This window comes from Vibrio sp. Isolate24, assembly GCF_022398215.1.
Lineage (GTDB): Bacteria > Pseudomonadota > Gammaproteobacteria > Enterobacterales > Vibrionaceae > Vibrio > Vibrio coralliilyticus_A.
Genome location: NZ_JAKEUU010000002.1, coordinates 856,732 through 882,687 on the forward strand (window position 1 = coordinate 856,732; position 25,956 = coordinate 882,687).

At 43.5% G+C, this 25,956-nt stretch carries 19 protein-coding genes; all 19 read left to right on the forward strand.

Features of this window, described 5'->3' with window-relative positions; genetic code table 11:
• The 19 genes from L1D23_RS12130 to L1D23_RS12220 all read left to right on the forward strand — a co-directional run bounded on the left by L1D23_RS12130 (position 1) and on the right by L1D23_RS12220 (position 25,947).
• Positions 1–930, forward strand: a complete 930-nt coding sequence (locus tag L1D23_RS12130; RefSeq protein WP_239866596.1) for a type VI secretion system baseplate subunit TssG — start codon at positions 1–3, stop codon at positions 928–930.
• A gap of 73 nt (positions 931–1,003) precedes the next feature.
• Entirely contained in the window at positions 1,004–3,616 is a 2,613-nt protein-coding gene (gene tssH / locus L1D23_RS12135) for a type VI secretion system ATPase TssH (RefSeq protein WP_239866597.1), read from the forward strand.
• 21 nt (positions 3,617–3,637) lie between these two features.
• Positions 3,638–6,187: an MFS transporter gene (locus tag L1D23_RS12140; RefSeq protein WP_239866599.1), complete on the forward strand. Its 2,550-nt coding sequence runs from the start codon at positions 3,638–3,640 to the stop codon at positions 6,185–6,187.
• Entirely contained in the window at positions 6,184–7,185 is a 1,002-nt protein-coding gene (locus tag L1D23_RS12145) for an ABC transporter substrate-binding protein (protein ID WP_239866600.1), read from the forward strand. Before L1D23_RS12140 ends, L1D23_RS12145 begins: the two co-directional genes overlap by 4 nt.
• Entirely contained in the window at positions 7,182–7,895 is a 714-nt protein-coding gene (locus L1D23_RS12150) for a transporter substrate-binding domain-containing protein (protein WP_239866786.1), read from the forward strand. Before L1D23_RS12145 ends, L1D23_RS12150 begins: the two co-directional genes overlap by 4 nt.
• A gap of 3 nt (positions 7,896–7,898) precedes the next feature.
• A complete protein-coding gene (locus L1D23_RS12155) occupies positions 7,899–8,837 on the forward strand; it encodes an FHA domain-containing protein (protein ID WP_239836475.1) in 939 nt (312 codons plus the stop codon).
• Positions 8,837–9,319 carry a type VI secretion system lipoprotein TssJ gene (tssJ, locus tag L1D23_RS12160; RefSeq protein WP_239866601.1) on the forward strand — a complete coding sequence of 161 codons (483 nt, stop codon included), beginning with the start codon at positions 8,837–8,839 and terminating at the stop codon, positions 9,317–9,319. The genes L1D23_RS12155 and tssJ overlap by 1 nt, the downstream gene beginning before the upstream one ends.
• Positions 9,320–9,339: 20 nt before the next feature.
• Positions 9,340–10,671 (forward strand): type VI secretion system baseplate subunit TssK, encoded by a 1,332-nt coding sequence (tssK, locus tag L1D23_RS12165; RefSeq protein WP_239866602.1) that lies wholly within the window; start codon positions 9,340–9,342, stop codon positions 10,669–10,671.
• 5 nt (positions 10,672–10,676) lie between these two features.
• A complete protein-coding gene (gene icmH, locus L1D23_RS12170; RefSeq protein ID WP_239866603.1) occupies positions 10,677–11,882 on the forward strand; it encodes a type IVB secretion system protein IcmH/DotU in 1,206 nt (401 codons plus the stop codon).
• Positions 11,883–11,884: 2 nt separating this feature from the next.
• Positions 11,885–15,268 carry a type VI secretion system membrane subunit TssM gene (gene tssM, locus L1D23_RS12175; RefSeq protein WP_239866604.1) on the forward strand — a complete coding sequence of 1,128 codons (3,384 nt, stop codon included), beginning with the start codon at positions 11,885–11,887 and terminating at the stop codon, positions 15,266–15,268.
• A gap of 9 nt (positions 15,269–15,277) precedes the next feature.
• Positions 15,278–16,018, forward strand: coding sequence for a protein kinase (locus L1D23_RS12180; RefSeq protein WP_239866789.1), 741 nt, complete (start codon positions 15,278–15,280; stop codon positions 16,016–16,018).
• Between the two features lie 209 nt (positions 16,019–16,227).
• Entirely contained in the window at positions 16,228–17,199 is a 972-nt protein-coding gene (locus L1D23_RS12185; RefSeq protein ID WP_006962072.1) for a tripartite tricarboxylate transporter substrate binding protein, read from the forward strand.
• A gap of 200 nt (positions 17,200–17,399) precedes the next feature.
• Positions 17,400–17,918, forward strand: coding sequence for a tripartite tricarboxylate transporter TctB family protein (locus tag L1D23_RS12190; protein WP_239866605.1), 519 nt, complete (start codon positions 17,400–17,402; stop codon positions 17,916–17,918).
• Between the two features lie 17 nt (positions 17,919–17,935).
• Positions 17,936–19,462 carry a tripartite tricarboxylate transporter permease gene (locus L1D23_RS12195; RefSeq protein WP_239866606.1) on the forward strand — a complete coding sequence of 509 codons (1,527 nt, stop codon included), beginning with the start codon at positions 17,936–17,938 and terminating at the stop codon, positions 19,460–19,462.
• Positions 19,463–19,570: 108 nt separating this feature from the next.
• Positions 19,571–20,998 carry a TolC family protein gene (locus L1D23_RS12200; protein ID WP_239866608.1) on the forward strand — a complete coding sequence of 476 codons (1,428 nt, stop codon included), beginning with the start codon at positions 19,571–19,573 and terminating at the stop codon, positions 20,996–20,998.
• A gap of 9 nt (positions 20,999–21,007) precedes the next feature.
• The gene (locus tag L1D23_RS12205) at positions 21,008–21,982 is read left to right on the forward strand and encodes an efflux RND transporter periplasmic adaptor subunit (protein ID WP_239866610.1); all 975 of its coding nucleotides are present in this window, start codon (positions 21,008–21,010) and stop codon (positions 21,980–21,982) included.
• A 1-nt stretch (position 21,983) separates the two neighbouring features.
• Positions 21,984–23,141: an ABC transporter permease gene (locus L1D23_RS12210; protein ID WP_239866612.1), complete on the forward strand. Its 1,158-nt coding sequence runs from the start codon at positions 21,984–21,986 to the stop codon at positions 23,139–23,141.
• Entirely contained in the window at positions 23,138–24,265 is a 1,128-nt protein-coding gene (locus L1D23_RS12215) for an ABC transporter permease (RefSeq protein WP_239866614.1), read from the forward strand. The genes L1D23_RS12210 and L1D23_RS12215 overlap by 4 nt, the downstream gene beginning before the upstream one ends.
• A 185-nt stretch (positions 24,266–24,450) precedes the next feature.
• Positions 24,451–25,947, forward strand: coding sequence for an EAL domain-containing protein (locus L1D23_RS12220; protein WP_239866615.1), 1,497 nt, complete (start codon positions 24,451–24,453; stop codon positions 25,945–25,947).
• The last annotated feature ends 9 nt before the right edge of the window (positions 25,948–25,956 follow it).

Sequence of the window (25,956 nt, forward strand, 5' to 3'; positions counted from 1 at the left end):
ATGTCATTGATTAACGATTTAACCCAACACCCACAACACTACGATTTCGCTCAAGCGATGAGGTTATTAACCCACTGGGTTAATCAAAACCCGAATCGGGTAAAACTCGAACTCAAAGCTGAGGCAATGCCAACAGGTGATGCCAGTGAGATACAGTATTTTTCACTAAAAAATAATCGATTAAAGCTAAGACTAGCAAAGCAAGCTTTATCTGGCGTGAAAGGCGTTATACCCAACTATATCTATGAAGAACTTCTTGCGGCACTTCACAATGACGATCATGCGCTCAAAGACTTCCTTGATGTGTTCAATCAGCGCTATTTCGAAATTGTAGGTCAGCTTGAAACGGGCTCTTGGCTTGTGGTCCAGAATGAACTTCAGCCCGAGAAAACTGCCTTGCTGAACCACATTGCCACACTCAAAAATAACCATGGTAAGTATTTTCAGTATTCGATGCTGTTGAGCCAAGGCCATAGGAATCTCAGCACATTGAGCCAAATGCTCAATGACTACTTCCCATTCGACGTTAAAGTGTCAACCAAGACTCATGAGAGAAGACAACTTCCGTCTGATTCATTGACTCGCTTAGGTCAAAAAGAACATTTTAACAGTCGTATTGGACAAGGCTTTTTGATCGGAAAAACTTGCTTGACGCACTTTAGCCACTTGATGGTTTATATCACGCCAAAAACCGAGAGTGAGCTGATTGCTATTCAATCTGATCCCTTGCTCGCTAGCCACATGAAAGAATTGATTCAGCATTATTTAAAAGATAACACCTCAACTTCCGTTTATCTCAACGTCAAACGGGAGTATCTGAATAGACCTCGTCTGTCCAGTAACAAGTATAACGCGGCTAAACTGGGCGAAGTTGATTGCCTAGCGCCGGAAAGGAAACCTCAACAAATAGTAAGTATTCTTCTGAAGTGATGAGACTTCAGAATCAAATAAGAGCTAGGTATTAAAGACGTATTGATGCCTCTTGAGATACAAGGAAAACGGTATGACGCAAGTTACGCTAACAAATCTAGTCGCTAAGTTGTCACCAGAGCTGAAACAAGCACTTGAAGTTTCTGCTGGGGCCGCGATGAACCAAAATGTGCCTTCTATTGAGACTGAGCACTGGCTATTACAGCTACTCTCACAGCAAGATAAACATTTAAATAGTCTCATTCAATCCCAGAACCTCTCGCAGGACAATTTAGTGAATGAGTTGTCCTCAAGAATTGCACGTTTTCCTAAAGGAAATGAAGGCCAACCGACTCTCAGTCAAGCTCTTACCGAAATCGTAAAAGATGCCTGGATGATTGCCTCTGTAAACTATGGTCATGGCGAAGTGATCAGCCTTCATTTGATTCAGGCTATGTTGCAACAAAACGTGCTTGGAATGAATACACTGCAGCTAGAAAGCTTGCAAAATGTATCACTGGAATCCTTGCAAGGCTTAATCAATAAAACAGCGGTAGCACGTTCTAAAACCAGTGCTGCAGCTACCGATGGTACTAGTGGTGCACCTGTCGGTAACGATGCGTTAAGTAAGTACACCACAAACCTAACTCAGCAAGCCTTAGATGGTAATATTGACCCAATTTCTGGTCGCAACTCCGAAGTACGTAAAGCGATAGACATACTGTGCAGAAAGCGTCAGAACAACCCAATTATGGTAGGTGAGCCTGGGGTTGGTAAGACCGCTGTTGTCGAAGGTTTAGCACTACGTATTGCAGAGAATGAAGTTCCAGGGGCACTGCAAGGTGTACAAATCCACTCTTTGGATCTTGGTCTACTTCAGGCTGGGGCTAGTGTAAAAGGCGAATTCGAAAACAGACTCAAGGACGTCATCAATGAAGTCAAAAATAGCGAAAAACCTATTATTGTTTTCATTGATGAAGCTCACACCTTAATTGGGGCTGGCGGCGCTGCTGGTCAAAATGATGCTGCAAACTTATTGAAACCAGCTCTAGCGCGTGGCGAATTCAAGACCATTGCAGCAACGACTTGGGCAGAATATAAGAAGTATTTTGAAAAAGACCCTGCGTTAACTCGACGCTTCCAAGTTGTATCGATCGAAGAGCCTAACGCTGAAGATGCCAAGCAGATGCTTCGTGGAATAGCGGCTTCGCTGCAAAAACACCACGGTGCCTTTATTGCAGAATCAGCCATAGATGCAGCCGTTCACTTATCCATTCGCTATCTACCAAGTCGCCAACTTCCTGACAAGGCCATTAGCTTACTCGATACAGCAAGTGCTCGTATCGCTCTGACTCAAGGAGCAAAACCCGAAGTTATTGAAGCACTTGAACAAACTATTCGTTACCAAAAAAATGAAAAAACCGCATTAGAAAAAGAAAATGCGCTATTTGGTATTGCGGAAGATGAAATTGCCGAACTTGCTACCGAAATTTCGGATAACGAGAAAAAGCTGGAAGATTATCAAACCCGCTGGAAGCAAGAAATCGACTTGGTTGAGCAAATCAAAGAGCTTCAGCAAGAAATCGGCGATGAGCAAACCGGGGAATCCGTCGATAAAGCAAAACAAGACAAACTCAACGCACTCATTGATCAGCTTAGTGAATTACAAGGTGAAGAGCCTTTGGTCAACGCAATGGTTGATGACAACACCATTGCTCAGGTCATTGCTAACTGGACAGGAATTCCTGTGGGGAACATGATGAGTGATGAAATCGCCCGTCTTTTATCCTTAGAAGAAGAGCTAGACAATCGAGTCATCGGCCAAGATGTAGCAAAACAGGAACTTGCCAAAGCGATCCGCATTTCTCGTGCTGGCCTCACCGATAGCCGAAAACCAATTGGGGTATTTCTAATGTGCGGTCCTAGTGGTGTAGGTAAAACAGAAACCGCTATGGCACTTGCAGAGCAGCTATATGGTGGTAGCAACGACCTTACTATCATCAATATGACCGAGTTTAAGGAAGAGCATAAAATTTCTATGTTACTTGGTTCTCCCGCCGGCTATGTAGGCTTTGGTGAAGGTGGAGTATTAACAGAAGCCATTCGCCGTAACCCCTACTCGGTCTTACTGTTAGATGAAATGGAGAAAGCTCACCCTGGCGTGCATGATCTCTTCTATCAGATTTTTGATAAAGGGCATATCAAAGATAGCGAAGGTCGAACTGTCGATTTTAAAAACACTATCATTATTATGACGTCAAACGCAGCGGATCAGGCTATTTGTGATGCTTGTGCAGATAATAGTGAACGCCTAAGTAATGAAAAACTCCTTGAAGCGATACGCCCAGATCTTCAGCACTATTTTAAGCCAGCGTTTTTGGGCCGTACAACGATTGTTCCTTACTACCCACTAAACGACGAAGAGTTAGCTAAAATCACTGAGATATCTCTAAATAGGATCAAGAAGAAACTTGCCGAACAGTATCAAGCATCGTTCACTTGGGATGAAGGCTTCGTTGAATACGTTGTTGGTAAAAATACAGATCCTACCACTGGTGGTCGAGCCGTTGAGCAAATCATTAACCGTTCTTTGATGCCTAAGCTAGCTGAAGAATGTATTAGCAGGTTAAGCCAACAACAGCCAATCACACAAGTGTCTGTTAATGCAGCTAACAATGAGGAAGGATTCGAACTTACTATTCAGTAAGTTCGGTAGATGAACAGCAAGATGGATACTGGATACATGGTTAAAGCTCAACGATTTATCTCACTGCGAGCCAAGCTTATTTTGGCCATTGTCGCTGTCTTGCTGTTTTCTAACGGGTTAAATACAACATTAAACTACCTCAACTTCGATAAACGCCTAACTCAGACAAGTGACTCAACTTATCAGGTGGTACTGGACGAGACAGATAATGACATTCGACAGGCAATGAGTTTGGGGCTCTCCCTTTCTTCTATCTCGAATATCCAATCTCTCATCGAAAGACGCCTAGAGCTTGTTGATGGTATCAGTAAAATTCAAGTCGTAAACAGTTCTGACGACGTCCTGTTTACTACAGGAGTAGCTAAATTCGACACTGACAGGCTGCTGACTACCGATATTGTAAATACATTCAATGTAAAAGAAGGGGAGTTGCGACTTTACTACTCGCCACTTTATCTTGAGCAAATCAAACAAACTTTGCTTTCTCAACAAGTCATGGACACCCTTTTATGGGTTTTAGTCGCTGCGGTCATTGGATATTTGGCACTAAACTCTTTGCTTGATTTTCTGCTGAAAAAAGTCAAATCAGCGACCAATGCAATAAATACTGAAGGGATGACCGAAAAACAACTGCTAACCTCAGTTAAAAGCCATATTATCGCTGACCGAACTAGTTCTAAGTGGAACAAAATCCGTGCAAAGTATTTTCCACTTCTTATCATTCTTCTCGCGATTGTTTTAACAGTAGCTTCAAACTTAGGAAGTTCCTATCAATCATTGAATAAGTTCTCCGTTGTTTATGAAAATCAGCTAGAACAAAAGTCTAACCTTATCGGCGATACACTCTCCCATATGATTGGACGCATCATTAATGAAGGAGTTCCTCTCGAACGATTAATGGGTCTAGAAGAAGAATTTTCATCTTATATTGAACATCACCCTGAATTGCTTTCTATTCGTTTGGAACGTAACGAAACTGCTCTCTATCAACATCCCGACTTTTTCCCAGATTATGTCGAAGCAAGCGAGTTGTCTATTCCGATAGATACTACTGGAATGATTAAGCTTCAAATGATGGCTGATACTAATATCATCCCACAGATGATCAAAGATAGTATTATGGATATGATCACAGTCCTTGTTGCCTCAGGATTGTTCGTTATTGAAATCATTTTATTTATCTGTCACTTCATGATCATCAAACCATGGAGGCAGATTAAACAGTTGATTGCGATGGGCGAACATAAACAAATCCCATATCTTGTTAAGGTTCAATCCAATGACGAGCTTGGCTCTCTCATCGGTAAGCTAAATGCCCTCATAAAGAGTACTTTTGACAGCAAAACGCTCCCTGAGAAAAACATTCAGGACTACCGTTTTGTTAGACTTCCTCTATTTATCTTAATATTCTCAGAGGCCGCCTCCCTAGCCTTTTTCCCTAACTTTGTAGCCAGCTTGCCAAGCACGCAGAATTGGATCCCAACAGACTTAGTCACCAGTTTACCTATTTCACTCTTTATGTTGTGTTGGGCCCTATCTCTTCCCTTTGCTGGCTACTGGTCTGACAAAGTCGGCCGAAGAAAGTCTCTCATCGGTGGTGGTCTTCTAACTGCTGTGGGGCTAGTGGCAACCGCCCTAAGTCCCAACCTTGAGTTGCTGCTTGTTGCTAGAGCAGTAACCGCTGTTGGTTACGGTATCGTATTCATTTCGGCTCAAGGCTATGTCACTGATACAACAAATACGCAAAACAGAACTAAAGGTATGTCGACCTTCTTATCAGCCTTTTTCTCGGGTTCACTTTGTGGGGCGGCAATTGGTGGCGTTCTAGCGGACAAACTTGGCTACTCGATGACATTTATGCTTGCCGCCGCTTTAGCGATCGTTGGGGTAATGCTAGTCATCATCTTCTTTGATCGTGGAGAAACCAATAGTGAAAGCAAGCCTGTACAGTTAACTGACTTTAAAATACTGTTGAGTAATAAGTATTTTGCACTCATTACCTTCTTTAGTGCCATTCCTGCTAAAGTGGTTTTAACTGGCTTCTTATATTACATCTGCCCGGTTTATTTGCAGTCACTAGGAGAAAGTAGCGCTGTTTCGGGTCGTGTAATGATGACATATGGGCTTGCCATTATCATCATCTCACCTCTCGCTGCGTCGCTAGTTGACAAGTGGAATAACAAAATTGCCTTTATCTTTGCCGGTGGTATCTTGTCTGCCGCCGCATTGATCAATATTATGATGCTCCCGGGGACATTTGGCTTACTCATGATAGTTATACTCGTGGGTATCGCACACGGCCTATGTGTTTCTCCGCAAGTTCCACTCATAATAGAGCTATTGTCAGGTTCTGGGCTGGATAAAGGCAAGACGATTGGTATATTCCGACTGACCGAACGTATTGGCAATATCGCGGGCCCATTAGTTGCAGGGCTTGCTTTAAGTGTTTTAGGTTTCCAAAGCACCATTATGCTGTTTGGTGTTGCATTACTAATCAGTTCTATTGTTCTGCTGAGCTTCTATAGCTTGTTTGTCCGCAGAGACAGAAACCAAGTGGAGGTGGTAAAATGAAGGCTTTGCTTTTGTGTTTGCTAATTCTTCTGCCGTTTGCTGTGCCAGCGGCAGATTCAGGAAGCGAAAAACATGTCGTAATGGTGTTATGGCGCGGCATCACCGATGCTGAACGTGGGTTTATGGATTACTTATCCGAAAAAATGAACATACGCTATACAGTGCTAGATGCAAAACGTGACAAAGCAACCTTAAGGCAGCACTTAGAAAGCATAGATAATTTAAACCCAGATTTAATCTATACATTTGGCACCACAATCACTCTTAACCTTTTAGGCACAGAACACAACCCAAGCCTTTTCCGAGAAGAAAGTGATACTCCCGTTGTGTTCAGTATCGTCACTGATCCCGTGGGTTCAAAGATAGTGAACTCTTTAGAAGAAAATGAACGAAATTTTACTGGTGTCAGCCATATTGTTCCACATAAAGTACAGTTCAACGCCATCAGTCAGCTAAACGGTATCGAAACTATCGGCATTATTTTCAACCCTTTAGAAAACAATGCCGTAGTAACAGCGCGCAGCATACAAACACTTTCAGCAAAATTCAAAAAGGATGTGTATTTGTATCCTCTCAGAACAATAAACGACAAACCTGATTCCAGCTCAGTTGGAAAGGTCGTTGACCTTATGTTGGAAGATGGTGTTCAACTCGCCTACCTTCCACCAGATTCATACATTATCAGTCAGGGCAAAGATATTGTAGACAGCTTGCATCGACAAGGTATTGCGACGTTTTCCGCCACCGAATCACCAATAAGAAAACATGACGCTCTTTTTGGCATTGTGAGCCGTTATTACAATGTCGGCCAGTTTGCTGGCCACAAAGCAGAGCAAATACTGAGTGGAAGATACGAACCTAGTGATGTACCTATTGAGCCTCTGACTCAGTACTCATACATAGTCAATGTCGGCGCAGCTCGTGCCCTCGATTATTATCCACCAGTTTCAATATTAAAGATTTCCGAGCTTATTGGAGGAAATGAATGGTCAGAATGATGCCGTATTTTACTTTCTGCCTAGCGATTCTACTTGGCCTTATCACTGTAGCCAATGCATCCGCACAAACAACATTTGGCCCTGCGCGGCTGCATTTAACCACTCAGGATTGGCCGCCCTATCAAGACTATAAACATGGCCAGATGCAGGGAATCGCTCTGGATAAAGTAAAGTGCGCCCTAAGCCATATGGGTCAGCCTTACCAGATCACAATGACGATTTGGTCTGATGCACAGTTGCGAGTTCAAAGCGGTACACAGCATGGCTTTTTTGTTGCAACTCAAACGGCTGAACGGGATGAATACGCAACACTATCAGCACCGATCGCTCAACAAGAGTTACGCTGGTACTTTGGGCCCGGTGTAGAGCCCAAAATGGATGAACTTACCAAAGTAAACCTTAAGTTTTCAGCTAAATTTGGGTCCAACAAGTGGTTTTGGCTAAAGCGCAACGGATTCAACGTAGTCAAACAGCCCCGAGATGCTAAAGTATTACTAAAGCTTTTAAAACAAAGGGAAATTGATGTTGCATTGGAGGATGAAAAAGTCTTTCGGGGTGAACTAAGGGAAGCTTCTCTACCTGAGGATTTCTTTCAGTCACAATTGATGGACACCAAACCAATGGGCGTCTACTTTTCAAATCGATTCCTTAACAAGTACTCAGGTTTCCTATCTGCATTTAATGCAGCGATTTTAAAGTGTGAGGGGTAACAAGTGACAATTAGCATTCATTTGATTTCAGTACCCTCTGATGAGGTAGTCACTTCTCGTGTCGTGTACTTACCAAAAACAGGTGGTGAATTTGGACGGGCGACTTCTTGTGATATCTCTTTACCCGACCAAAGCAAACGCATTTCAAGAGTACATGGCAGTATTCGCCTTACCGATAATGGATACAGTGTAAAGAGTACAGGCCAAAACAGTGCCGTACTGAACGATAAATCAATGGCGAAAGGAAAAGAATATCCGCTCAGCGATGGCGATATTCTTAAGGTCGAGAATTATACCATGCTGGTCTCCACTCTCATCACCTCCGAGCAACCTCAAGATGAGAAGAAAGATGACGAGCTGTTTTCTGAACCTTTTTCGCTTCAACTAGATAATGATGACATTGACTTTTTAGAGGAAGAACCCTCTCCCGTGGAAAGTAAAAAGAACAACCATTTTTCTGAAGATAACATCTTAAGTGATGATCCATTTGCTGCGGACCCTTTTGAAGACTTAGATGAAGATCTGATTGCTCAACACGTCGAAGTTGATGATATCAACTCGAAAGTGGCCCAAAACCCAGAAGAACCTGAGTTTTTACCTGTACATTCGAAAGCAGGTGTACCCATAGAAGCATCGCTAGAAAAACTTCTTTCTATGACAGAGAAGAACAATAAATACCTGAGAAACCCGACCTTGCATCATGAAGCGCTGTTTGATGCCCTCGAAAAAACGGTTGATCAGTTCTTGAACGAATTCGCACCGACTCAGCTTGAGAGACAGTTTAGCGATTATATCTCTGGCGGAATGTTTACCAATAAAGAGAAGAAATACTGGAAAATTTATCGCAAACACTTCCAGCATAGACAAGAGAATGGAGATTTCAGACGCCAATTCAAAGCTCTTTTTATGGAGAACATGCAGAAACAAAGAGAGGAAAGTTAATGGCCAAGTGGTGTGTTGTTTTGGCCCTGTTTCTGATCGGTTGTTCGTCAGATCCTGCGCCTGTTGTAACTCAATACTCTTTAGCAATTAAGTCAGATAAATCGGCCAACCCGTCGGATTCCAATGAATCGAACCCCGTTGTGGTTAGATTATATCAATTGACTGATGCACAGATGTTTAAGCAGCAGCCTTTTATTGACCTATACAGTAATGATGTGCAACTGCTCAGCGCCAATTTAGTCTCGAAACAAATACTACCGATTGTTATTCCCGGTAGTGAACAAAAGATAACGTTAGATATTAATAATCAAACACAATACGTTGCAGTGTTGGTCGAATTTATCGATTACCAGCAAAGTGAGCCTAAGTCAGTATCTATGTTGCCAAAAACCTCGGACGAGTATTTGCAGCTCAGTATTTCAGGTGACAAGGCCAAGCTAGAAGTTATTACGCCAGATTCTCCCTGGTGGAAATTATTTTAATCATAAAGTAGGGAAAGTACGTGGACGCATTCAAAAAAGTAGTATGGCAAGAAGGTATGTTCATTGCCCCACAGCATTTTCAACAGCAGGATCGATATGTTCAAAACTATGTTCGCCAAAATATCGAGACATTAGCTGGATTTGCTCCCTTTTATGGTGTGACTGAATTAACCATCAATCACGATTTGCTTAAAATCGGCAAGCTCTCTGTCGCGTCTTCGGCTGGCGTATTCCCCGATGGAACCCATTTTGAGTTAAGAGAAGAAGTCGCCCGAGATATCCCACAAGGCACTATTGAGACTATCGCTTATCTCGCTTTGCCAATTTCGTTACAAGGTAATAATGACTACGGTAGTGACGAAGCAGAGCAAAGTCGCTATATAACCCAATCGATCAGTGTCTTCGATACTTCAACATCAGAAAATGCCAGCGTAGAGATTGATGTTGCGCAGCTCAACATTTCCATCAAATTAGAAGGTGAAGACACCTCTGGTTTTACACTGATCCCTATTTCCAAAATTCTGGAAAGTAGTGAATCTGGGGATGTGGTGCTTGACCGAGCATTTATTCCAGCTTGCCTCCACTATGGGGCTTCAACACTATTAGTGGAACGTATGAAAGAGATACACGCCCTATCTTCTAATCGAGCCACCAACCTACTCAAACGTATTCAAGCCGGTCAAGGGCAAAAAAGCCCTCAGTCAATGATGCAAGACTACCTCTGGCTACAGACATTGAATACTTGGCTTCCTTGGTTCGATCTCACAATTAACAACCCCAAATTCCAAACTCATGATTTGTACCTCGAACTACGCAAGTTTGAAGCTCAAATCATGGCATTAACGCCGGCAATACCGGAGCCATGCAGTAACCTGCAATATCACAGGCTTTATGACAGCTTTAATCCGTTGTTTTCTAGCCTACGCAATATGCTGACTCTGGTTCAGCAGGATTCTGTGATTGAATTTAACTGGGATTCTTCCCTATTCGAACGCCGTCGACTTCTAAGAACCTTGATAAAAGATACGGCAAGTGTCTCTAATCGTCGTTTCGTATTGGCCGTCAAATCCAATATCAGTAGCGCCGAATTGAATGAGCTTTTCCCAGTCGCAGCCAAGCTCGGTAACAATGCTCGTATCGTTGAGCTGGTTAGAAACAGCTTATCCGGAATCGCGTTGTCACCACTACCCGTTGCTCCAAGCGAGCTTAAACCAATGCAAGGTGTTTCCTATTTTGAAGTCGACACCTCAGACAGAATGTGGCTAGAGATGCTTGAAAACCGTGATGCGATAGCGCTTCACGTCGATACTCGCATTGGTGAATTAGAAGTCATGTTGTACGCGTTGAGATAATGCCTATGGACTACTTAGACGAAGAAACACTGGTTTGGGATACCAACAAATCAGACTTTACAGACAAAAACAGTGACGATACAACAACCCATTGGGCTCCTGTTCACGCGAGCAAAAGCCATCATGACTTTCTGAATTTTTTCGATAAAGCTGAAAATCAGCTGATTAATATCAGTAGTGAATTATTGGCGACAACGCTCAAAGTTTCGACTCTGCCTGAACCTGAAGATGTCACTACACTACGCCACCAGCTTGTCAGCAATATCAATGAAATCAAGTCTAAAGGGGCTGAGTTAACTTACCCTGTCGCTGTCATCGATAAGCTCTGCTTTCTGTATGCTGTCGTGCTGGATGAGCTTATTATCTACAGCGAATGGGGTGAGAAGCGGGGTTGGGAAAATAAAACGCTACTCAGCGAGTTATTTGGGATGCGTAACGGCGGAGAGTTATTTTTCACTGTTGCGGAAAAGGCAATACGCCAGCCTCATAAACTTATCGATTTACTTGAAATCATCTACATTTTTCTCAACATTGGCTTCAAAGGCCAATATCGCGAAACAGGTAGCGAACAGTTAAAAAGCTTTATTCACCAATTGGAGCAAGTCATTAGTCAATACCGGCAAAGTAACAGTATCCATTGCCGTACAAGAGTAAAACTGCCCAAAGCGCGTAAACCAACTCGCAGAAAACGTTACCTACTTACCACGTTGTTTTTTAGTACGTTAGTGGCGCTAAGCATTGGGTTAACACACTTCTGGTATGAAAAGACCATGTCTCAACGAGCGCGAGATTTTAGCTTGCTGCCTGACTTTAGTGAACGCTACATCTTATCGGGAGAGGTCAACGACATCGTTTTCATTAGTAACGACGATGATTTAGTTAATCCCCCCCAAAGAGCCAGTAAGGTCGAAATGGTAGATGCAACACCTCCGCCTTCCATGCTCACAAGTAAATCAGATTGGCTGGTGCAATTGGCGACTTTCTCATCACAAAAAAATGCCAATGCGTTTATTAACACACTATCGCCTTCTGCATATACGCCTTTAGTGGAACCATTCCACTCTTACTTCCGCGTTATTGTACGTAGCGACTCTTCTCAACAAGCACGTGAAATCAAAGCTTGGTACCTAGAGAAAGACGCAATTAAAGCCATCATTGTGCAAAACAGAAAAACGACAAAAGACACAAAGAAAACTTCAGAGGCTCCTTAGGAATGGCAGAATCAACTTCATCTAAACCTGTAAGCAACAAACGAAGTACCATACTTTGGACCCTGCTCTTAGTATTCGTTATTGTTGTGGTCGGTGGCGTTCTGACATGGCAGCTCGCCTATCCCGACCATACGTCGGTCGGCGTTTTATCGACAATATTGGTGGCCATTGTTCTAGGCTATATTTGTTACTGGCTGCTCTCCAGAAGAAAGAACAAACCACAAACCTCAGATCAAGAAAAAGCGCTCATCAACAAGCGCTGTAAGCTTTTAGCACAAAACTTTAAGTTAATGCTCAATGTTCAAAAGCGTAAAAAGAGACTCACTAGTCGCTATGATCAACCGACATACTTATTCCTCAGTGAGGACCCACGTAAAGATAAGAGCATCATCACTCAGATGGGCTATGAAGCTTATAAAGTGGACGATTTCGGGAACGATATAGAATTCCCAATTCTATTTTGGTTAAGTGAACATTCCATTCTAATTTCAGTGAGTTTAGGGGAAGACCAAAACCCAGCCTATATCAAAACATTATGTCAAAGCTTGAATAAGTGGCGCCCTCGTCAGGCTCTGAATGGACTCATTCTGACTACAGATGTCAAACAGCTACTAAGCACAACGGAAGCATTGACTCAAAAAGCGGATCAGATCAAGTCTGAAATCAAAGGTTTTAATCGCGCTTTTGGCTTAAACCTTCCCATATATAACATTGTCACTCAAATGGGCCAGATCAACGATTTCTGTCAGTTTTTCTCTGCCTTTGATGAAACAAAACGCAACGAAGTCTTTGGTGCTACCTCCCCAATTCAAAAACATGGTGGCATTGATGGAGACTGGTTTAATAAAGAATATGACAGTCTAATTAGTCAATTGATCGCCAATATGAGCACGGCTCTGGCTTCGCAGCTTAACCAAGACTATCGTAATGCTATTTGCGCCGCTCCTTATCAATTTGGGCTACTCAAGCAAAGCTTATGGCAGTTCCTACATCGCCTGTATCGCGGTGATCAGATCCAAGATGGTTTAAACTTTCGCGGATTCTACTTTACGCATAGTGGCACCGTTCAAAGTCAGCACGATGTCTTGGCCAATGTTGTCAACCAGTCTTTAGGTAACGAGCAGTTCCAACAACACCAACAGATACCTGTACAACAGACTTTGTTTGCGCAGCATTTGATGACTCATACCATCATTAATGAGCATGAGCTGGTGGGAGTAAACCGCCGCAAAGAGAATATGCTTCTTACTATGCAAACCGCCTACACCTTGTTTTGGCTTGGTTTGTTTGCAAGCGTTCTCTTGATCATTAAGCTGGATTTTGACTATCAAAACCAGAGGGAAGCAAGAGCTGATAATATGCTTGAGCGCTATAAAGAAGCCATTGCCGCTCAACCTTATGACATCGAAAACATGTCGGATAACATCCCGAATCTGTATTCGCTGAATAGAATTTACTCTCTCTATTTAGAGCCCAAGCCTTGGTACAGCCTGCCGTTCATGCCAAGCTCTAGCATAATGAATGACGTGCAGAATGCTTACTTTAGTGAGCTACAACGTGTGTTAATTCCTTCAATGGAGAATACCCTAGAAAAAGACCTTTTTGTCTACGTGAATCTTGAAGATCAAGCGAAAACTTTGTCCTTACTAAATAACTACCGACTGTTATTTAACGCAGAGCGAACAAATATTGCGGAGCTTAAAAACTATTTCATCAACACATTGGAAGAACAAGGCGAGGCTGATAGTGTTAATTTAGCTCAACTGAGAGTCTTACTTGATGATGTCTTCGCTCAGGACTTAGTCCCACTCAAGCCAAATTTTGATTTAGAAAGTTTAGCGAAGAAAGTGATCAACCAAACCGGTATCGAGACATTACTTTATGAGCATATCCTAAACTCTCCAACTTATTCGAAGCGTATCGATGTACGACAAGAGCTGGGTAGCAACTTTGATCAATTGCTATCTTTTTCACCAAACTATGTCGGCTATTTAGTCCCCTATTTATTTACACCTTCTGGTTTTAACGATCTAGATTTGTCTGTTGACTCGCCAGTATTGAAAGAAGCACTCAAAGCTTATGAAGGCGTTGCAGGTACGTCTCCAAGTGCACTAGAAATGTATCGCATCAGTCGTGACCTTAAACAAATGTACCAGAACGACTACATTAATTACTGGCGTGATTTTTCCTCACATATTCAAGTCAAGAGCCTAGCAAATGCAGATCAACTTAAACAAACCTTATCTGTCCTGACCACAGCCTCGAACAACCCTTTGGCGCAGTTATATAACACGGTAAGTAAGTACACTTCTGTGGAGCTCGTTCAACCTGAAACTACCAGTGAAGGAGAGCAGCCACCCGAACAAGATGTCGATAAGAAAGAATCTGCACGACAGATCTTTATTGCCTTTTCCCAATACCACAAGCAGGTAACGGCAGATGAACAGGGCAACAAACCTATTGACTCTTTGCTGGGGCAATTTACCGAAGCTGAGACTTGGCTAGGGAAGTTCTACGAGGCAGAAGAACCACAAAAAGTGGCCTATCAAGCGCTAACCGCTGAAATAAAAACCAGTAACCCAATTACTTTGCTGGCTCAACAAGAGTCGTCACAACTCAATATTTCAAAACAAATACTGACTCAGGTGACGCAACAAGCCAATGACTTAGTAATGGGCTTGGCGCATGCCTACCTCAACAGCACGTGGAAGTCAGAAGTCTACCAACCCTATGAAACAACCATTGCAGCCTATTACCCATTTAACAAAAGTGCGAGTTTAGATGCGAGTACCGCAGACGTAGCCGCATTCTTTAAAACAAACGGGACCTTAGATCAGTTTTATCAAAGCAAGCTGAAAAGTTTCTCTACTGAAGAGCGCTCTCCCTATCTTTATGGTTTGCTGCCAAACACTGGCTTAGCTTTAGACCCTGCCGTTTGGCAAATGATTGAGAAAGCTCGTGATATTCGAAATGCTTTGTTCTTAGCTGACCCGCAAAACATGTCTTTGCAGTTCCAGCTAAAAGCCAAAGAAATGAGCTCCGATGTTACAGAGTTCGTTATTCGTGGAGAAAAGCCTCTGTTTACATACCAGCATGGGCCACGTCTATGGAGTAAGCAGAGTTGGAATGCTGCAGCGATTGAGCAAGATACGTTAGGCTTCCAGATTATGGCTCAGGCTAATTCTATCGCCAACGAGAAGTTTGAAGGTAACTGGGCTTGGTTTAAGCTTATTGAGCCAAGAGTCGCCTCATCGACATCTCAGCAAACCGAAGTTGCCATTAAATATGGTGACAGCCAAGTACAACTGAGCATTAAAACTCAAGGGCAAAATAATCCATTTGTACCGAACTTCTTCTCGGCTTTTTCGCTACCTTCGAGTATATAAATTGTGGCGATGAACCATGAAGCAGAAAGCAAAATAGCGGCTTGCTTTAGAGTACTGGGTGTCACCCAGTACTCATTGCTTCGCAGTGGAGCCTACCTTGCTACTCACCCTCACTTTGGTTCAACCATTATCAAATTTGCTTGGTCGCTTTATGCGAAGCAACAACTCAAGGCCGAGGCCGAGTTTCTCCACCATCACTCTTCACCATACTGGCCTAAGTATCTCGATTACGGCTCAAGCTTAGGGGTTGACTGGCTTATATTAGAGTTTGTGGAATCTTTATCAGCAGACTTTTCTTTATTGGATCAACCTTTAAAAAAAGAAATTACGCATAATGCCGAACAAGCACTTAAAGCACTTCATGCCACAGGCTTTGTTCATGGTGATGTAAAGCCATCCAATCTACTCGTTACTCCCTGCTACCGAACACTTTTGGTAGATTTTGGCAGCATTCTCCCCATAAATTCATACTATGAAATACAGACCAACCCTTCCCTATCACCTATGTTCTCTCCTTTAAATTCTCTCCTTCGCTGTGGAGAAATCTCATCGCAAAATGACTTCTTTTCACTCGCTATCACGCTTCAGACCATGTGGGAAAAGCATCCATTTTCAGAGCTAACATTGCTCGATTTCGCTAAAACAGAAAAGCGTCCACAACTAAACCACCTCTCTAGCAGTTACCAAATATTGGTTGCTCAACAACTTAAACGCGCTAAGCAACACGTGATGCACTCAGGTGCTGAGTAATACCATTTCAGGAAAAAGAGCTGTGAACTTTATGAACAAAATCGACAGAATAAACAGTATTGTTTTTATCAACGCATTAGCGACAACTATTTAACACCTCATTAACCTTAAACGCATCTATTGGTGAAAACTCTTCCTCACCAATGGAAAAATGATAACGATAAGTGCTATCTCAATGAAGATGCACCTGAACATAAGGAACGTGAATCATGTTTAAGGTACTCAAGCCAACACTGGCAGCTTCAATCATCGCTGCGTCTTTTTCTTTCAACACTTTTGCAGCCGATCTTGAAAAAATACACTTCTTAATCCCTGGCGGTGCTGGTGGTGGCTGGGATATGACGGCTCGTGGAACGGGTGATGTCCTCGTTAAGTCAGATATCGTCGACAACGTCTCATTCCAAAACCTATCCGGCGGTGGTGGCGGTAAAGCCATTGCTCACCTGATCGAAACCGCTCAGCGTCAGGAAGATACCTTGATGGTGAACTCTACTCCAATCGTTGTGCGCTCCCTGACAGGCATTTTCCCTCAGTCATTTCGTGATCTGACACCGGTGGCAGCCACCATTGCAGACTATGGTGCTATCGTGACTTCTGTCGATTCCAAGTACAACACTTGGGAAGACGTAGTTAAAGACTTTGAATCTAACCCTCGCAAAGTCAAAATTGCCGGCGGATCAGCTCGTGGCAGTATGGATCATCTAGTTGTAGCGGCAGCGTTCAAGGGTGAAGGTTTCGATGCACGTAAAGTGCGCTACATCGCTTACGATGCAGGCGGTAAAGCCATGGCCGCTCTACTCTCTGGCGAAACACAACTGCTTTCCACCGGCCTAGGTGAAGTACTGGAGATGTCGAAATCTGGGCAAGTTAAGATCCTAGCGGTCACAGCACCTAAACGCCTAGATGCTGCACCAGAAATTCCAACTCTAACGGAATACGGAAACGAAACTGTCTTTGCTAACTGGCGTGGATTCTTTGCCGCTCCAGGTACCAGCCAAGAAAAGCTGGATGAGTGGAACACCGCGCTGCAGAAAATGTATAACACCGACGAGTGGCAGGTCGTTCGAGATCGCAATGGCTGGATCGATAACTATAAGGCAGATAAAGATTTTTACGCTTTCCTTGAAGATCAAGAAAAGCAAATGGGCGACCTAATGCGCGAGCTGGGTTTCCTTAAGTAATCCTGTCGAGGGCAAACTTGCACTTGCCCTCTTTCCTTTTTGCCGTACCTGAGATAACGACACAATCTCCTCTGTTTAGAAATAAACAGCTAAGCCTCTTTGACTAGCAGCAAATGGCTTATTGGTTAGTGATACATGCTCATTAATCCCTCTTGTACGGCTTTTTTCTTCCCTCAATGTGAATGCAAATGGAGTTGGATATGTCGGACTTGCCAACGAATTCTTTCAACAAAGGTCAGTTTTTCTCAAAAGAGAATTTGCTTTGTCGCGATCGCGTCGGTGCCATGATCTTTCTTATCGTATGCCTTTGTTATGGCTATCAAACATCACAAATCCCTCTTTTTCCCGGTGACGAATATGAACCCTTCACGGCTCGCACCTTACCCACACTTCTGACCTTTATCGGTATCGGTCTTTCTCTGATGTTACTTGTGACAGGCCAAGCGGATAAGCAAAGTGGCGCGGTAATGGATTTTAACTGGAAACTGCTGATCGCTTTTTTAGCGTTAATGGCGTTTTATGGTTTAGGGCTGACTTACATTGGATTTGTGCTCTCAACGGGACTATTCCTGCTCGCAGGTTTCTACCTACTGGGTGAACGACGGAAAAAGGTCCTGTTCGGAGCCTCCTTCCCTTTTGTTATCGCATTTTATCTGCTGCTCACTCAGGGACTGGATATTTATCTAGAACCGGGCGTCATCTTCACCATGTGGTCGTAAACAGTAAGGAATAACAAATGTTAGATGGAATCTTACAAGGTCTTTCGACCGCAGTTATGCCGATGAACATCATGATGGTGATCGTCGGATGTTTCGTTGGTACTTTCATCGGTATGCTTCCAGGCCTTGGCCCTATTTCAGCTATCGCTCTGATGATCCCCATTACGTATGGATTAGATCCTTCATCAGGCCTAATCTTAATGGCAGGTGTGTATTACGGTGCCGTATTTGGTGGCTCAACCTCCTCAATTCTAATCAACGCTCCGGGCTGTTCTTCTACCGTTGTGACCGCTTTTGATGGCTACCCAATGGCGCAGAAAGGTCAAGCTGGTAAAGCACTAGCACTAGCTGCATACTCATCATTCACGGGTGGTACCCTATCCGCGATTATGCTGCTCGTAGCAGCTCCTGCTCTGGCAAGTGTGTCACTTAGCTTCCAATCATCGGATTACTTTGCACTGATGCTATTGGGCCTATCAGCCGTTGCAGCCTTTGCCGGTAAAGGTCAGGTAATCAAAGCTTGGATGATGACCATATTAGGCCTGATGCTTTCAACAGTGGGGATTGACAAAGGCGTCGGCGTTGAGCGTTTCACTTTTGGTCTCACAGATTTAATGGATGGCTTCAGTTTCTTACTATTGGCTATGGCGACATTTGCGCTAGGTGAAACTCTGATGGGCATACTCAAACCAGAGAAAGACACTCGCAACGAAGAACAAAGCAAAATGAGCGACATTGGCAGCATGAAAGTCACCAAGGAGGAGGTCAAGGAAGTCGCGCCAGTATCGATCCGCTCTTCTATCTTAGGCTTTTTTACTGGCGTGTTGCCTGGCGCTGGTGCGACTATCGCAGCCTTTCTAAGCTATGGTATGGAACGGAATCTCGCCCCAAAGGAGAAGAAAGAAGAATTTGGTAAAGGCAGCATCCGCGGTCTGGTCGCACCGGAATCGGCTAACAATGCAGCCTCCAGCGGTTCGTTTGTCCCGCTTTTGACGCTAGGGATCCCAGGCTCAGGGACAACCGCCATTATGTTAGGCGCACTGATTGCCTATGGTATCCAACCTGGCCCTCGCTTATTTGTCGAGCATCCTGATGTATTCTGGTCGGTGATTATCTCAATGTACTTTGGCAACATCGTATTGGTTATCCTCAACCTACCGCTCATCCCTTACATTTCGAAGTTGCTGGCAGTTCCCAGAACGGTTCTTCTACCAATGATATTGTTCTTCTCGATCACTGGTGTCTATCTGGTCTCTTTCAACACAATGGACGTCTTTATCATGTTGTTGATTGCCATAGGTGCGATAGCACTGAGACTGGCTAATTTCCCACTCGCCCCCCTTCTTCTCGGGTTCATTCTCGGAGGATTAATGGAGGAGAACCTTCGCCGAGCATTAATGATAAGCGATGGAGAGCTTAGCTTCCTTTGGGAAAGGCCAATTACAATGGCATTTACAGTACTAGCAATAATGGTTTTAAGCAGCCCTATCATTATTGGTTTATTTAAAAGGTTCAAGCCAGAACCAGTCAAAATAGAGCAATAAACATAACTAGACTAAGAAGGCAATAGTGCCTTCTTTTTCATTAGCGCAATTTGCAAACCCAACCACTTAGAGTTTAAACTCTATTTTTTAACGAATAGAGTAAATACTATGTCGCTGCGCCCTATCGCATTGATCATCGCTTGCCTTAGCTGTCAGCCAATAGCCGCTCATTCGGCTGCTATCAGCTTTTCAGAAGCTTGGCAGTTGTTGCAGAGTGAAAACAATTCTCTTGCAGCACAAAGGGCCAATGTCGACCGATATCAGCATCTCGAAAACGCAACCGACAACCTTCATCTTCCTTCCGTGACCGTCGGTGCAAATTATACCCGGCTAGATACCGACGTAACGCTATCTGGTAACCAATTGATAGAAAGTACTCATGGAACGCTTCCCAGCATTGGTAGCCTTGCCCTACCGACTTCCTTACTATCAAGCCTGAGTCAACTCTTTAGCGATCTTGGTAATACTACATCCACCATCAGCGAACGAGATATTTTCACTTCTTCGATAAGAGCCATTTGGCCTGTTTTTACCGGAGGCCGAATTAATGCAGCACAATCGGCAGCCCGAGGTAAAACCGAAGAAGCACAAAGCCAGTTGGCAATGGAGACACAAGCCCGGTACGAAGACCTAAGTAAATACTATTTCAGCGTATTACTGGCAAAAGAGGTCGTTCAAACACGCCAGCTTGTTGAAAGTGGACTTAAAAAGCACCGGGATAATGCCCTTAAGCTGGAGCAGCAAGGCCAGATTGCGCGTGTTGAGCGCCTCCAAGCTGAATCAGCCTTAGATCAAGCCAGGATAGAGCGAAAGAAAGCGCAGAAAAACCTCGATATTGCCCAAACTGCATTAACCCAAATACTGAGCCAAAATGCCACAGTCGAGCCAAGGGATCACTTATTCATCAATGAAACACTTCCTCCGATTGAGGCATTTATTGATCAAACATTAAACACCTACCCCGGGCTTTCCTTACTTGATGCCAAAGAGAAGCAAGCACGCAGTCTTATCAAAGCAGAGCAAGGCAAGTACTACCCTGAAGTGTATCTATACGGTGACTACAGTTTGCATGAAGACGACTCTCTTGCCAGTCAGATGAAACCAGACTGGCTGGTCGGTGTAGGTGTGAGCATTCCACTGATAGAATCAAGCGGCCGCTCTGAACAGGTCAAAGCCGCACACAGTACCGTTTCACAAGTCCAGTACCTCAAAGCTCAGGCGAAACAAGATTTGACCGTGTTAGTGCAAAAGACCTACTTGGAAGCCCAGCAAGCACAAGAAGAAGTATTGGGCTTGAGTTCAAGCATTGAACTTGCGAAAGAAAACATAAAACTGCGAGAGAAAGGGTTCTCTCAGGGTCTCTCAACATCGACAGATGTGGTCGATGCTCAACTTTATCTGGCCAACGTACAAACCCAAAAGTCTGCTGCAAGCTTTAACTATCTGTTATCACTATCAAAACTTTTAGCACTATCGAGCGAAATGGCCACATTTCAACAATACCAGCAGGACTCGATTAACACGTCAACTCTCTAGGACACTAAGATGAAAAAAGCCAAACCTATTATCCTAACTGCCGCTGCTTTAGCCATATCATCTTGGGTTGGATACCAATTCTATACGGCTTATTTGCCTAAGCCGGTTCGACTGCAAGGGCAAATCGAGTCACAGCAGTATAGTATTTCTTCTAAAGTCCCCGGACGAATTGATCAGGTATTGGTCCGCAAAGGCGACAAGGTGCAAAAAGGCGAATTAATCTTCACTCTGCATAGTCCAGAAATTGAAGCAAAACTTGAGCAAGCTATAGCAGGAGAAAAGGCAGCTGGTGCCATCGCCCAAGAAGCAGAAAAAGGGGCGCGCACCCAGCAAATTCAAGCTGCTAAAGACCAATGGCAAAAAGCCAAAGCAGCGTCTCAGCTTATGGAGAAAACCTACCTTCGAGTCAACAACCTCTATAAAGATGGCGTGGTTGCTGAGCAAAAGCGGGATGAAGCAAAAACCCAATGGGATGCTGCGAAATACACGGAAAGTGCAGCATATCAAATGTACCAAATGGCGCGTGAAGGGGCGCGTGATGAGACCAAAATCGCCGCTGCAGAAAAAGCCCGTATGGCAGCAGGCGCTGTGGCTGAAGTAGAAGCTTATGCAAAAGACACTCAAATCGAAAGCTGGTTTGATGGCGAAGTGTCACAAGTCTTACTTCAAAGTGGAGAGCTTGCCCCGCAAGGCTTCCCTGTAGTGACCGTTATTGATACAGCGGATTCTTGGGCTGTATTGAATGTCAGAGAAGATCAACTCAAGCATTTTTCTAAGGGCCAGATATTCAATGCTTACCTGCCCGCGCTTGATAAGTCATTGGAATTTGAAGTCACTCATATCGCGGTAATGGGAGACTTCGCAACTTGGCGTTCAACCGACTCGTCACAGGGTTTTGATCTTCGAACCTTTGAAGTTGAAGCTAGACCTTTGACGCATGATCACGCCCTTCGAATGGGGATGAGCTTGGCAGTCGAGCTTTAACATGAACGATCTGTTTTCCACTCAGTGGACCATCATCAGGCGCGATAAATGGTTGTTGTCCTGTCTTACATGGATACCTATTGCTCTCGTCATCTCAATTTGGGCAATTTTTTCACAAGGACTGGCACGAGACTTACCTATTGGCATTGTCGACTTATCTCATAGTCAACTTTCCCGCCAACTGAGTCACTATTACGATGCGACATCAACTTTAAAAGTGACTCGGAACTTTGCCGATATTGCCGAGGCCAAAAATGCACTCGTGACCAGCAAGGTTTTCGCCTATGTCGTTATTCCGACGGATTTTGATAAGAGTATTTATCAGGGTATACCTCCACAGGTGAGTGCGTTTTATAACAGCCAGACAATATTGATTGGAAAACTTATCAGCTCAGCCTTGGTGCAAGCACAGTCAACATTCAATGCCCAAATCGACACTAAGAAAGCGTTATTAGAAGGAGGACACTCAATAGATCAAGCGCTGGGATCAGCACTGCCAGTCAAAACCCAAATTACACCTTTATTCAACAAAAACGCCAATTACGCGCAGTTTTTGGTCTCTGCAATTGTGCCTGCCTTGTGGCAAATCATCATTGTGGTTTCGACCATTTTAATACTGGCCGCAAATCATAGAAATAGAGGCTTAGTTCGTTGGTTGGGAAATAACAGCACCACAGAGTGCTTAAAAACTCTGCTTCCTTACTTCCCCATATTTATAGTACAAGGCTTGGCCTTCCTATACTGGTTTTACATGGGCTTCAAATGGCCAATGAGCGGTAGTTATGCTGTGTTGATATTCGCACAAATCATCACTGTTTTCGCTTGTGTTGTTATGGGCAGCTTCTTCTTCTTTTTAACTCTCGACCCAGCTCGCGCCATGAGTTTTGCTGGCGCTTTCACTGCCCCCAGCTTCGCCTTCATGGGCATTACTTTTCCAGTGACAGACATGAACCACCTCGCACAAGCTTGGCGCAGCTTGTTACCTATTAGCCATTATATCGAGGTTCAGGTAAGCCAAGTCAGTTATGGTCAAAGTGTTTATGATGCCTTACCTCACCTGCTACCCATGTTAGGCTACTTACTCCCAGCCTTAATGTGTGCTTTGCTAATTCGAAAACATTTATTCAACACAAGACAAAGCCAAGTGGAGGCGCAATGAGAATCATAGATGTACTTTCTGCCGAAGTTAAAGCTTTGTTGAGTAACCCTATCGTGACACTTACTGTGTTTGGTGGTGTACTGTTCTATTCGTTTCTGTACCCTCTTCCCTACAACCACCAAACGCCAAGAGAACAACCCATCATTATTGTCAACCTTGATCGTAGCCAGACTAGTTACAAGCTTGAGAGAATGGTGGATGCAACGCCACAGGTCCAAGTCGTACAACGTGATTACGCTATCGAGTCTGCTCAACAAGCCTTTATCGATGGTAAAATCAGCGGCTTTCTTGTGATTCCTGAGCATTTTTATAAAGACCTATTAATGGGTGCTAGCCCGACTCTCTCTTTCGCAGGGGATGCCTCCTATTTTCTTGTCTACGGAACCGTCGTTGAAGGCCTTGCACAAGCTGGGGGAACCTTAGCCGCCCAAACAAAAGTTACTCAATTACTCCTAGATGGGACTCCAATGGCTTTAGCCAGTGAACAATATAGCGCAACCAAACTGAACCTTAAGCCGACCTTCAACCCACGTATGGGCTACATTGACTATGTTGTTCCAGCTGTGTTTGTTTTGATTTTACAGCAGACGATGGCGATGGCTTCAGGCCTAATGACTGGTAGCCAAAAAAGCGGAAAAGGCTATTGGAGTGCCACCCAGCCGAGCACACTACTCTTGGTCCGCTTTAGTGTTCTGGTAGGCATTTACTATATTCTGAGCATGTTTTATTTTGGTGCCAGTTTCTCGATGCATGGCATCAGTCAACTTGCAACTAGTGCTCAACTCCTCTCCCTGCTATTGCCGTTTTTACTCGCTTCCTGCGCAATCGGTATCTGCTTGGGAGCAATAACGCCAAGACGAGAACTTGTTACCCTAGTCGTTCTCATCAGCTCAATGCCGTTGATCTTCAGTGCAGGGTTTATCTGGCCACTAAACAGTATTCCCTCCCCAGTCCTCTGGCTCTCACAACTTTTTCCAAGCACACCAGCTATTCAGGGCTTTCTTGCCTTAAATCAAATGGGAGCAAGTTGGGATCAAATATCTTCTCAATGGGGGCTGTTGTGGTTACAAAGCGGCTTATGGATCAGCTTAGCTCTCTACAGCTATCGAAAATACTGTCAATAAAGCGATTACCAGCACTTATCATCTAACGGTAAATAAAATAGATCACCTAAGGCGAAAATTGGCTGAATAGCCAGAATTGGTGTAAAAGTTAACTTAGTTATTGCGATTAATTTGCGGACAGTTCGACATTTTTATGCGGCAATATATATTAATATCAAATAAGTTAACTGGATAGAATAATTAAAATGAATCAAAGCGTATCAACTCTAACACTAGAACTTAAATCACTGCTTGCTTACATTTTAATTCCACTTTGCATTGTTTTTCCTGTTTCACAATACGTTGCGTATTATGGAATTACGGATAGCTTGAAAACCATAGCCTTAAATTTTCAAGATAGAATTGAAGATGTCATCACTGAGCTCCAAGAAAAAAATGCTAAAGCAATGAAGCATCCTGAGAGTTGTGACGCTATTCGTGAAGATCTCCTGTTTGAGAGTTCCTTAAGAGAACTCATCATCATTCAAGACGGCATCGCTATTTGCTCCTCAAAGCGTGGGGAAGTTTATACCGACTTAAACTATGCCTTTAAAAATGGTACGGCTAAATCTGGCGCCTTTCTTTTCGATATTAACCAAGACCCAAAACAAAGAACGATGGTCGTGGTGAATAGAGAGCCGAATATCGTAAATAGTGGTGCCTTTGCTATCGTTGACAATAACTACCTTCTTACAAGGCTAACTAACATTGAAAATGATAAGCTGAGTTTTATTACGGCTAAGTTTGGTCAAAAAGTCTACCCTGCAGAAAAAGATTTTACATCGGATACTCTTCATTACATTACTACCTCTCCAAAGTATGGTTTTTCTTTAATGACTGAAGCGAGCTCCGAATTTATTCATCGACGTGTTGTTTATTCTGCATTAAGCAGCATTCCAATTTCTTTTCTCATTTCAATGGCTTTATATATTGTTCTTTCGCGTCTAAAAAGCCGTGACAGCCTCGTCGATGACCTCAAAAAAGGCTTAAAAAGAAAAGAGTTATTCCTCGTTTATCAACCTATTGTTGACGCTGACGACAGTCAGAAACTGAGTGGTTTTGAGGCACTTATTCGCTGGCAACACCCTAAACTAGGTTTGGTTCGCCCAGACTTATTTATACCACTGGCTGAGCAAGAAAATATCATAGATGCTATTACTGATTATGTATTGGAAGTGGCATTAGAGGATTTCAGTTCAGAACCTGCATTCCGTCATGTTCATCTAGGTATTAATGTTCCTCCCTCCTATCTACATCAGCCACAAAATATATCAACTCTATGTCACTATGCTATCCGCTTTAGACAGGTTGGGATTCGCCTTGTAGTTGAGGTCACCGAAAGACAGATACTTGATGACAAAGGGCGAGATGCGCTTGCCGAGCTGAGAAAGAGCGGCGTTCTCATCTCGATTGATGACTTTGGTACCGGTCACACAGCTCTCTCAGTCATCCAGAGCACTCAGTTTGATTATTTGAAAATCGATAAATGCTTTGTTGATACTATTGGTTTAGAAACCGTTAATGCCACTGTACTAAACACGATTATTGAACTTGGCCATCGCCTGGGTGTAAAAATAATTGCAGAAGGCGTCGAAGAGCCCGAGCAAGTCAAATATTTAGCCGAAATGAAGGTATCTTATCTGCAAGGTTACTACTTTTCCAAACCCTTGAAGTTAGAGACACTTAAACAATCTTGGCTATAGTGACAGGAA

What these genes read in the sequence shown, in the direction of transcription:
- L1D23_RS12200 (WP_239866608.1), top strand. Translation starts at nt 19,571, where the DNA reads ATGTCGCTGCGCCCTATCGCATTGATCATCGCTTGCCTTAGCTGTCAG.
- L1D23_RS12145 (WP_239866600.1), top strand. Translation starts at nt 6,184, where the DNA reads ATGAAGGCTTTGCTTTTGTGTTTGCTAATTCTTCTGCCGTTTGCTGTG.
- L1D23_RS12130 (WP_239866596.1), top strand. Translation starts at nt 1, where the DNA reads ATGTCATTGATTAACGATTTAACCCAACACCCACAACACTACGATTTC.
- L1D23_RS12150 (WP_239866786.1), top strand. Translation starts at nt 7,182, where the DNA reads ATGATGCCGTATTTTACTTTCTGCCTAGCGATTCTACTTGGCCTTATC.
- tssH (WP_239866597.1), top strand. Translation starts at nt 1,004, where the DNA reads ATGACGCAAGTTACGCTAACAAATCTAGTCGCTAAGTTGTCACCAGAG.
- tssJ (WP_239866601.1), top strand. Translation starts at nt 8,837, where the DNA reads ATGGCCAAGTGGTGTGTTGTTTTGGCCCTGTTTCTGATCGGTTGTTCG.
- L1D23_RS12140 (WP_239866599.1), top strand. Translation starts at nt 3,638, where the DNA reads ATGGATACTGGATACATGGTTAAAGCTCAACGATTTATCTCACTGCGA.
- L1D23_RS12220 (WP_239866615.1), top strand. Translation starts at nt 24,451, where the DNA reads ATGAATCAAAGCGTATCAACTCTAACACTAGAACTTAAATCACTGCTT.
- tssM (WP_239866604.1), top strand. Translation starts at nt 11,885, where the DNA reads ATGGCAGAATCAACTTCATCTAAACCTGTAAGCAACAAACGAAGTACC.
- L1D23_RS12190 (WP_239866605.1), top strand. Translation starts at nt 17,400, where the DNA reads ATGTCGGACTTGCCAACGAATTCTTTCAACAAAGGTCAGTTTTTCTCA.
- L1D23_RS12210 (WP_239866612.1), top strand. Translation starts at nt 21,984, where the DNA reads ATGAACGATCTGTTTTCCACTCAGTGGACCATCATCAGGCGCGATAAA.
- L1D23_RS12185 (WP_006962072.1), top strand. Translation starts at nt 16,228, where the DNA reads ATGTTTAAGGTACTCAAGCCAACACTGGCAGCTTCAATCATCGCTGCG.
- L1D23_RS12215 (WP_239866614.1), top strand. Translation starts at nt 23,138, where the DNA reads ATGAGAATCATAGATGTACTTTCTGCCGAAGTTAAAGCTTTGTTGAGT.
- icmH (WP_239866603.1), top strand. Translation starts at nt 10,677, where the DNA reads ATGGACTACTTAGACGAAGAAACACTGGTTTGGGATACCAACAAATCA.
- L1D23_RS12205 (WP_239866610.1), top strand. Translation starts at nt 21,008, where the DNA reads ATGAAAAAAGCCAAACCTATTATCCTAACTGCCGCTGCTTTAGCCATA.
- L1D23_RS12180 (WP_239866789.1), top strand. Translation starts at nt 15,278, where the DNA reads ATGAACCATGAAGCAGAAAGCAAAATAGCGGCTTGCTTTAGAGTACTG.
- L1D23_RS12195 (WP_239866606.1), top strand. Translation starts at nt 17,936, where the DNA reads ATGTTAGATGGAATCTTACAAGGTCTTTCGACCGCAGTTATGCCGATG.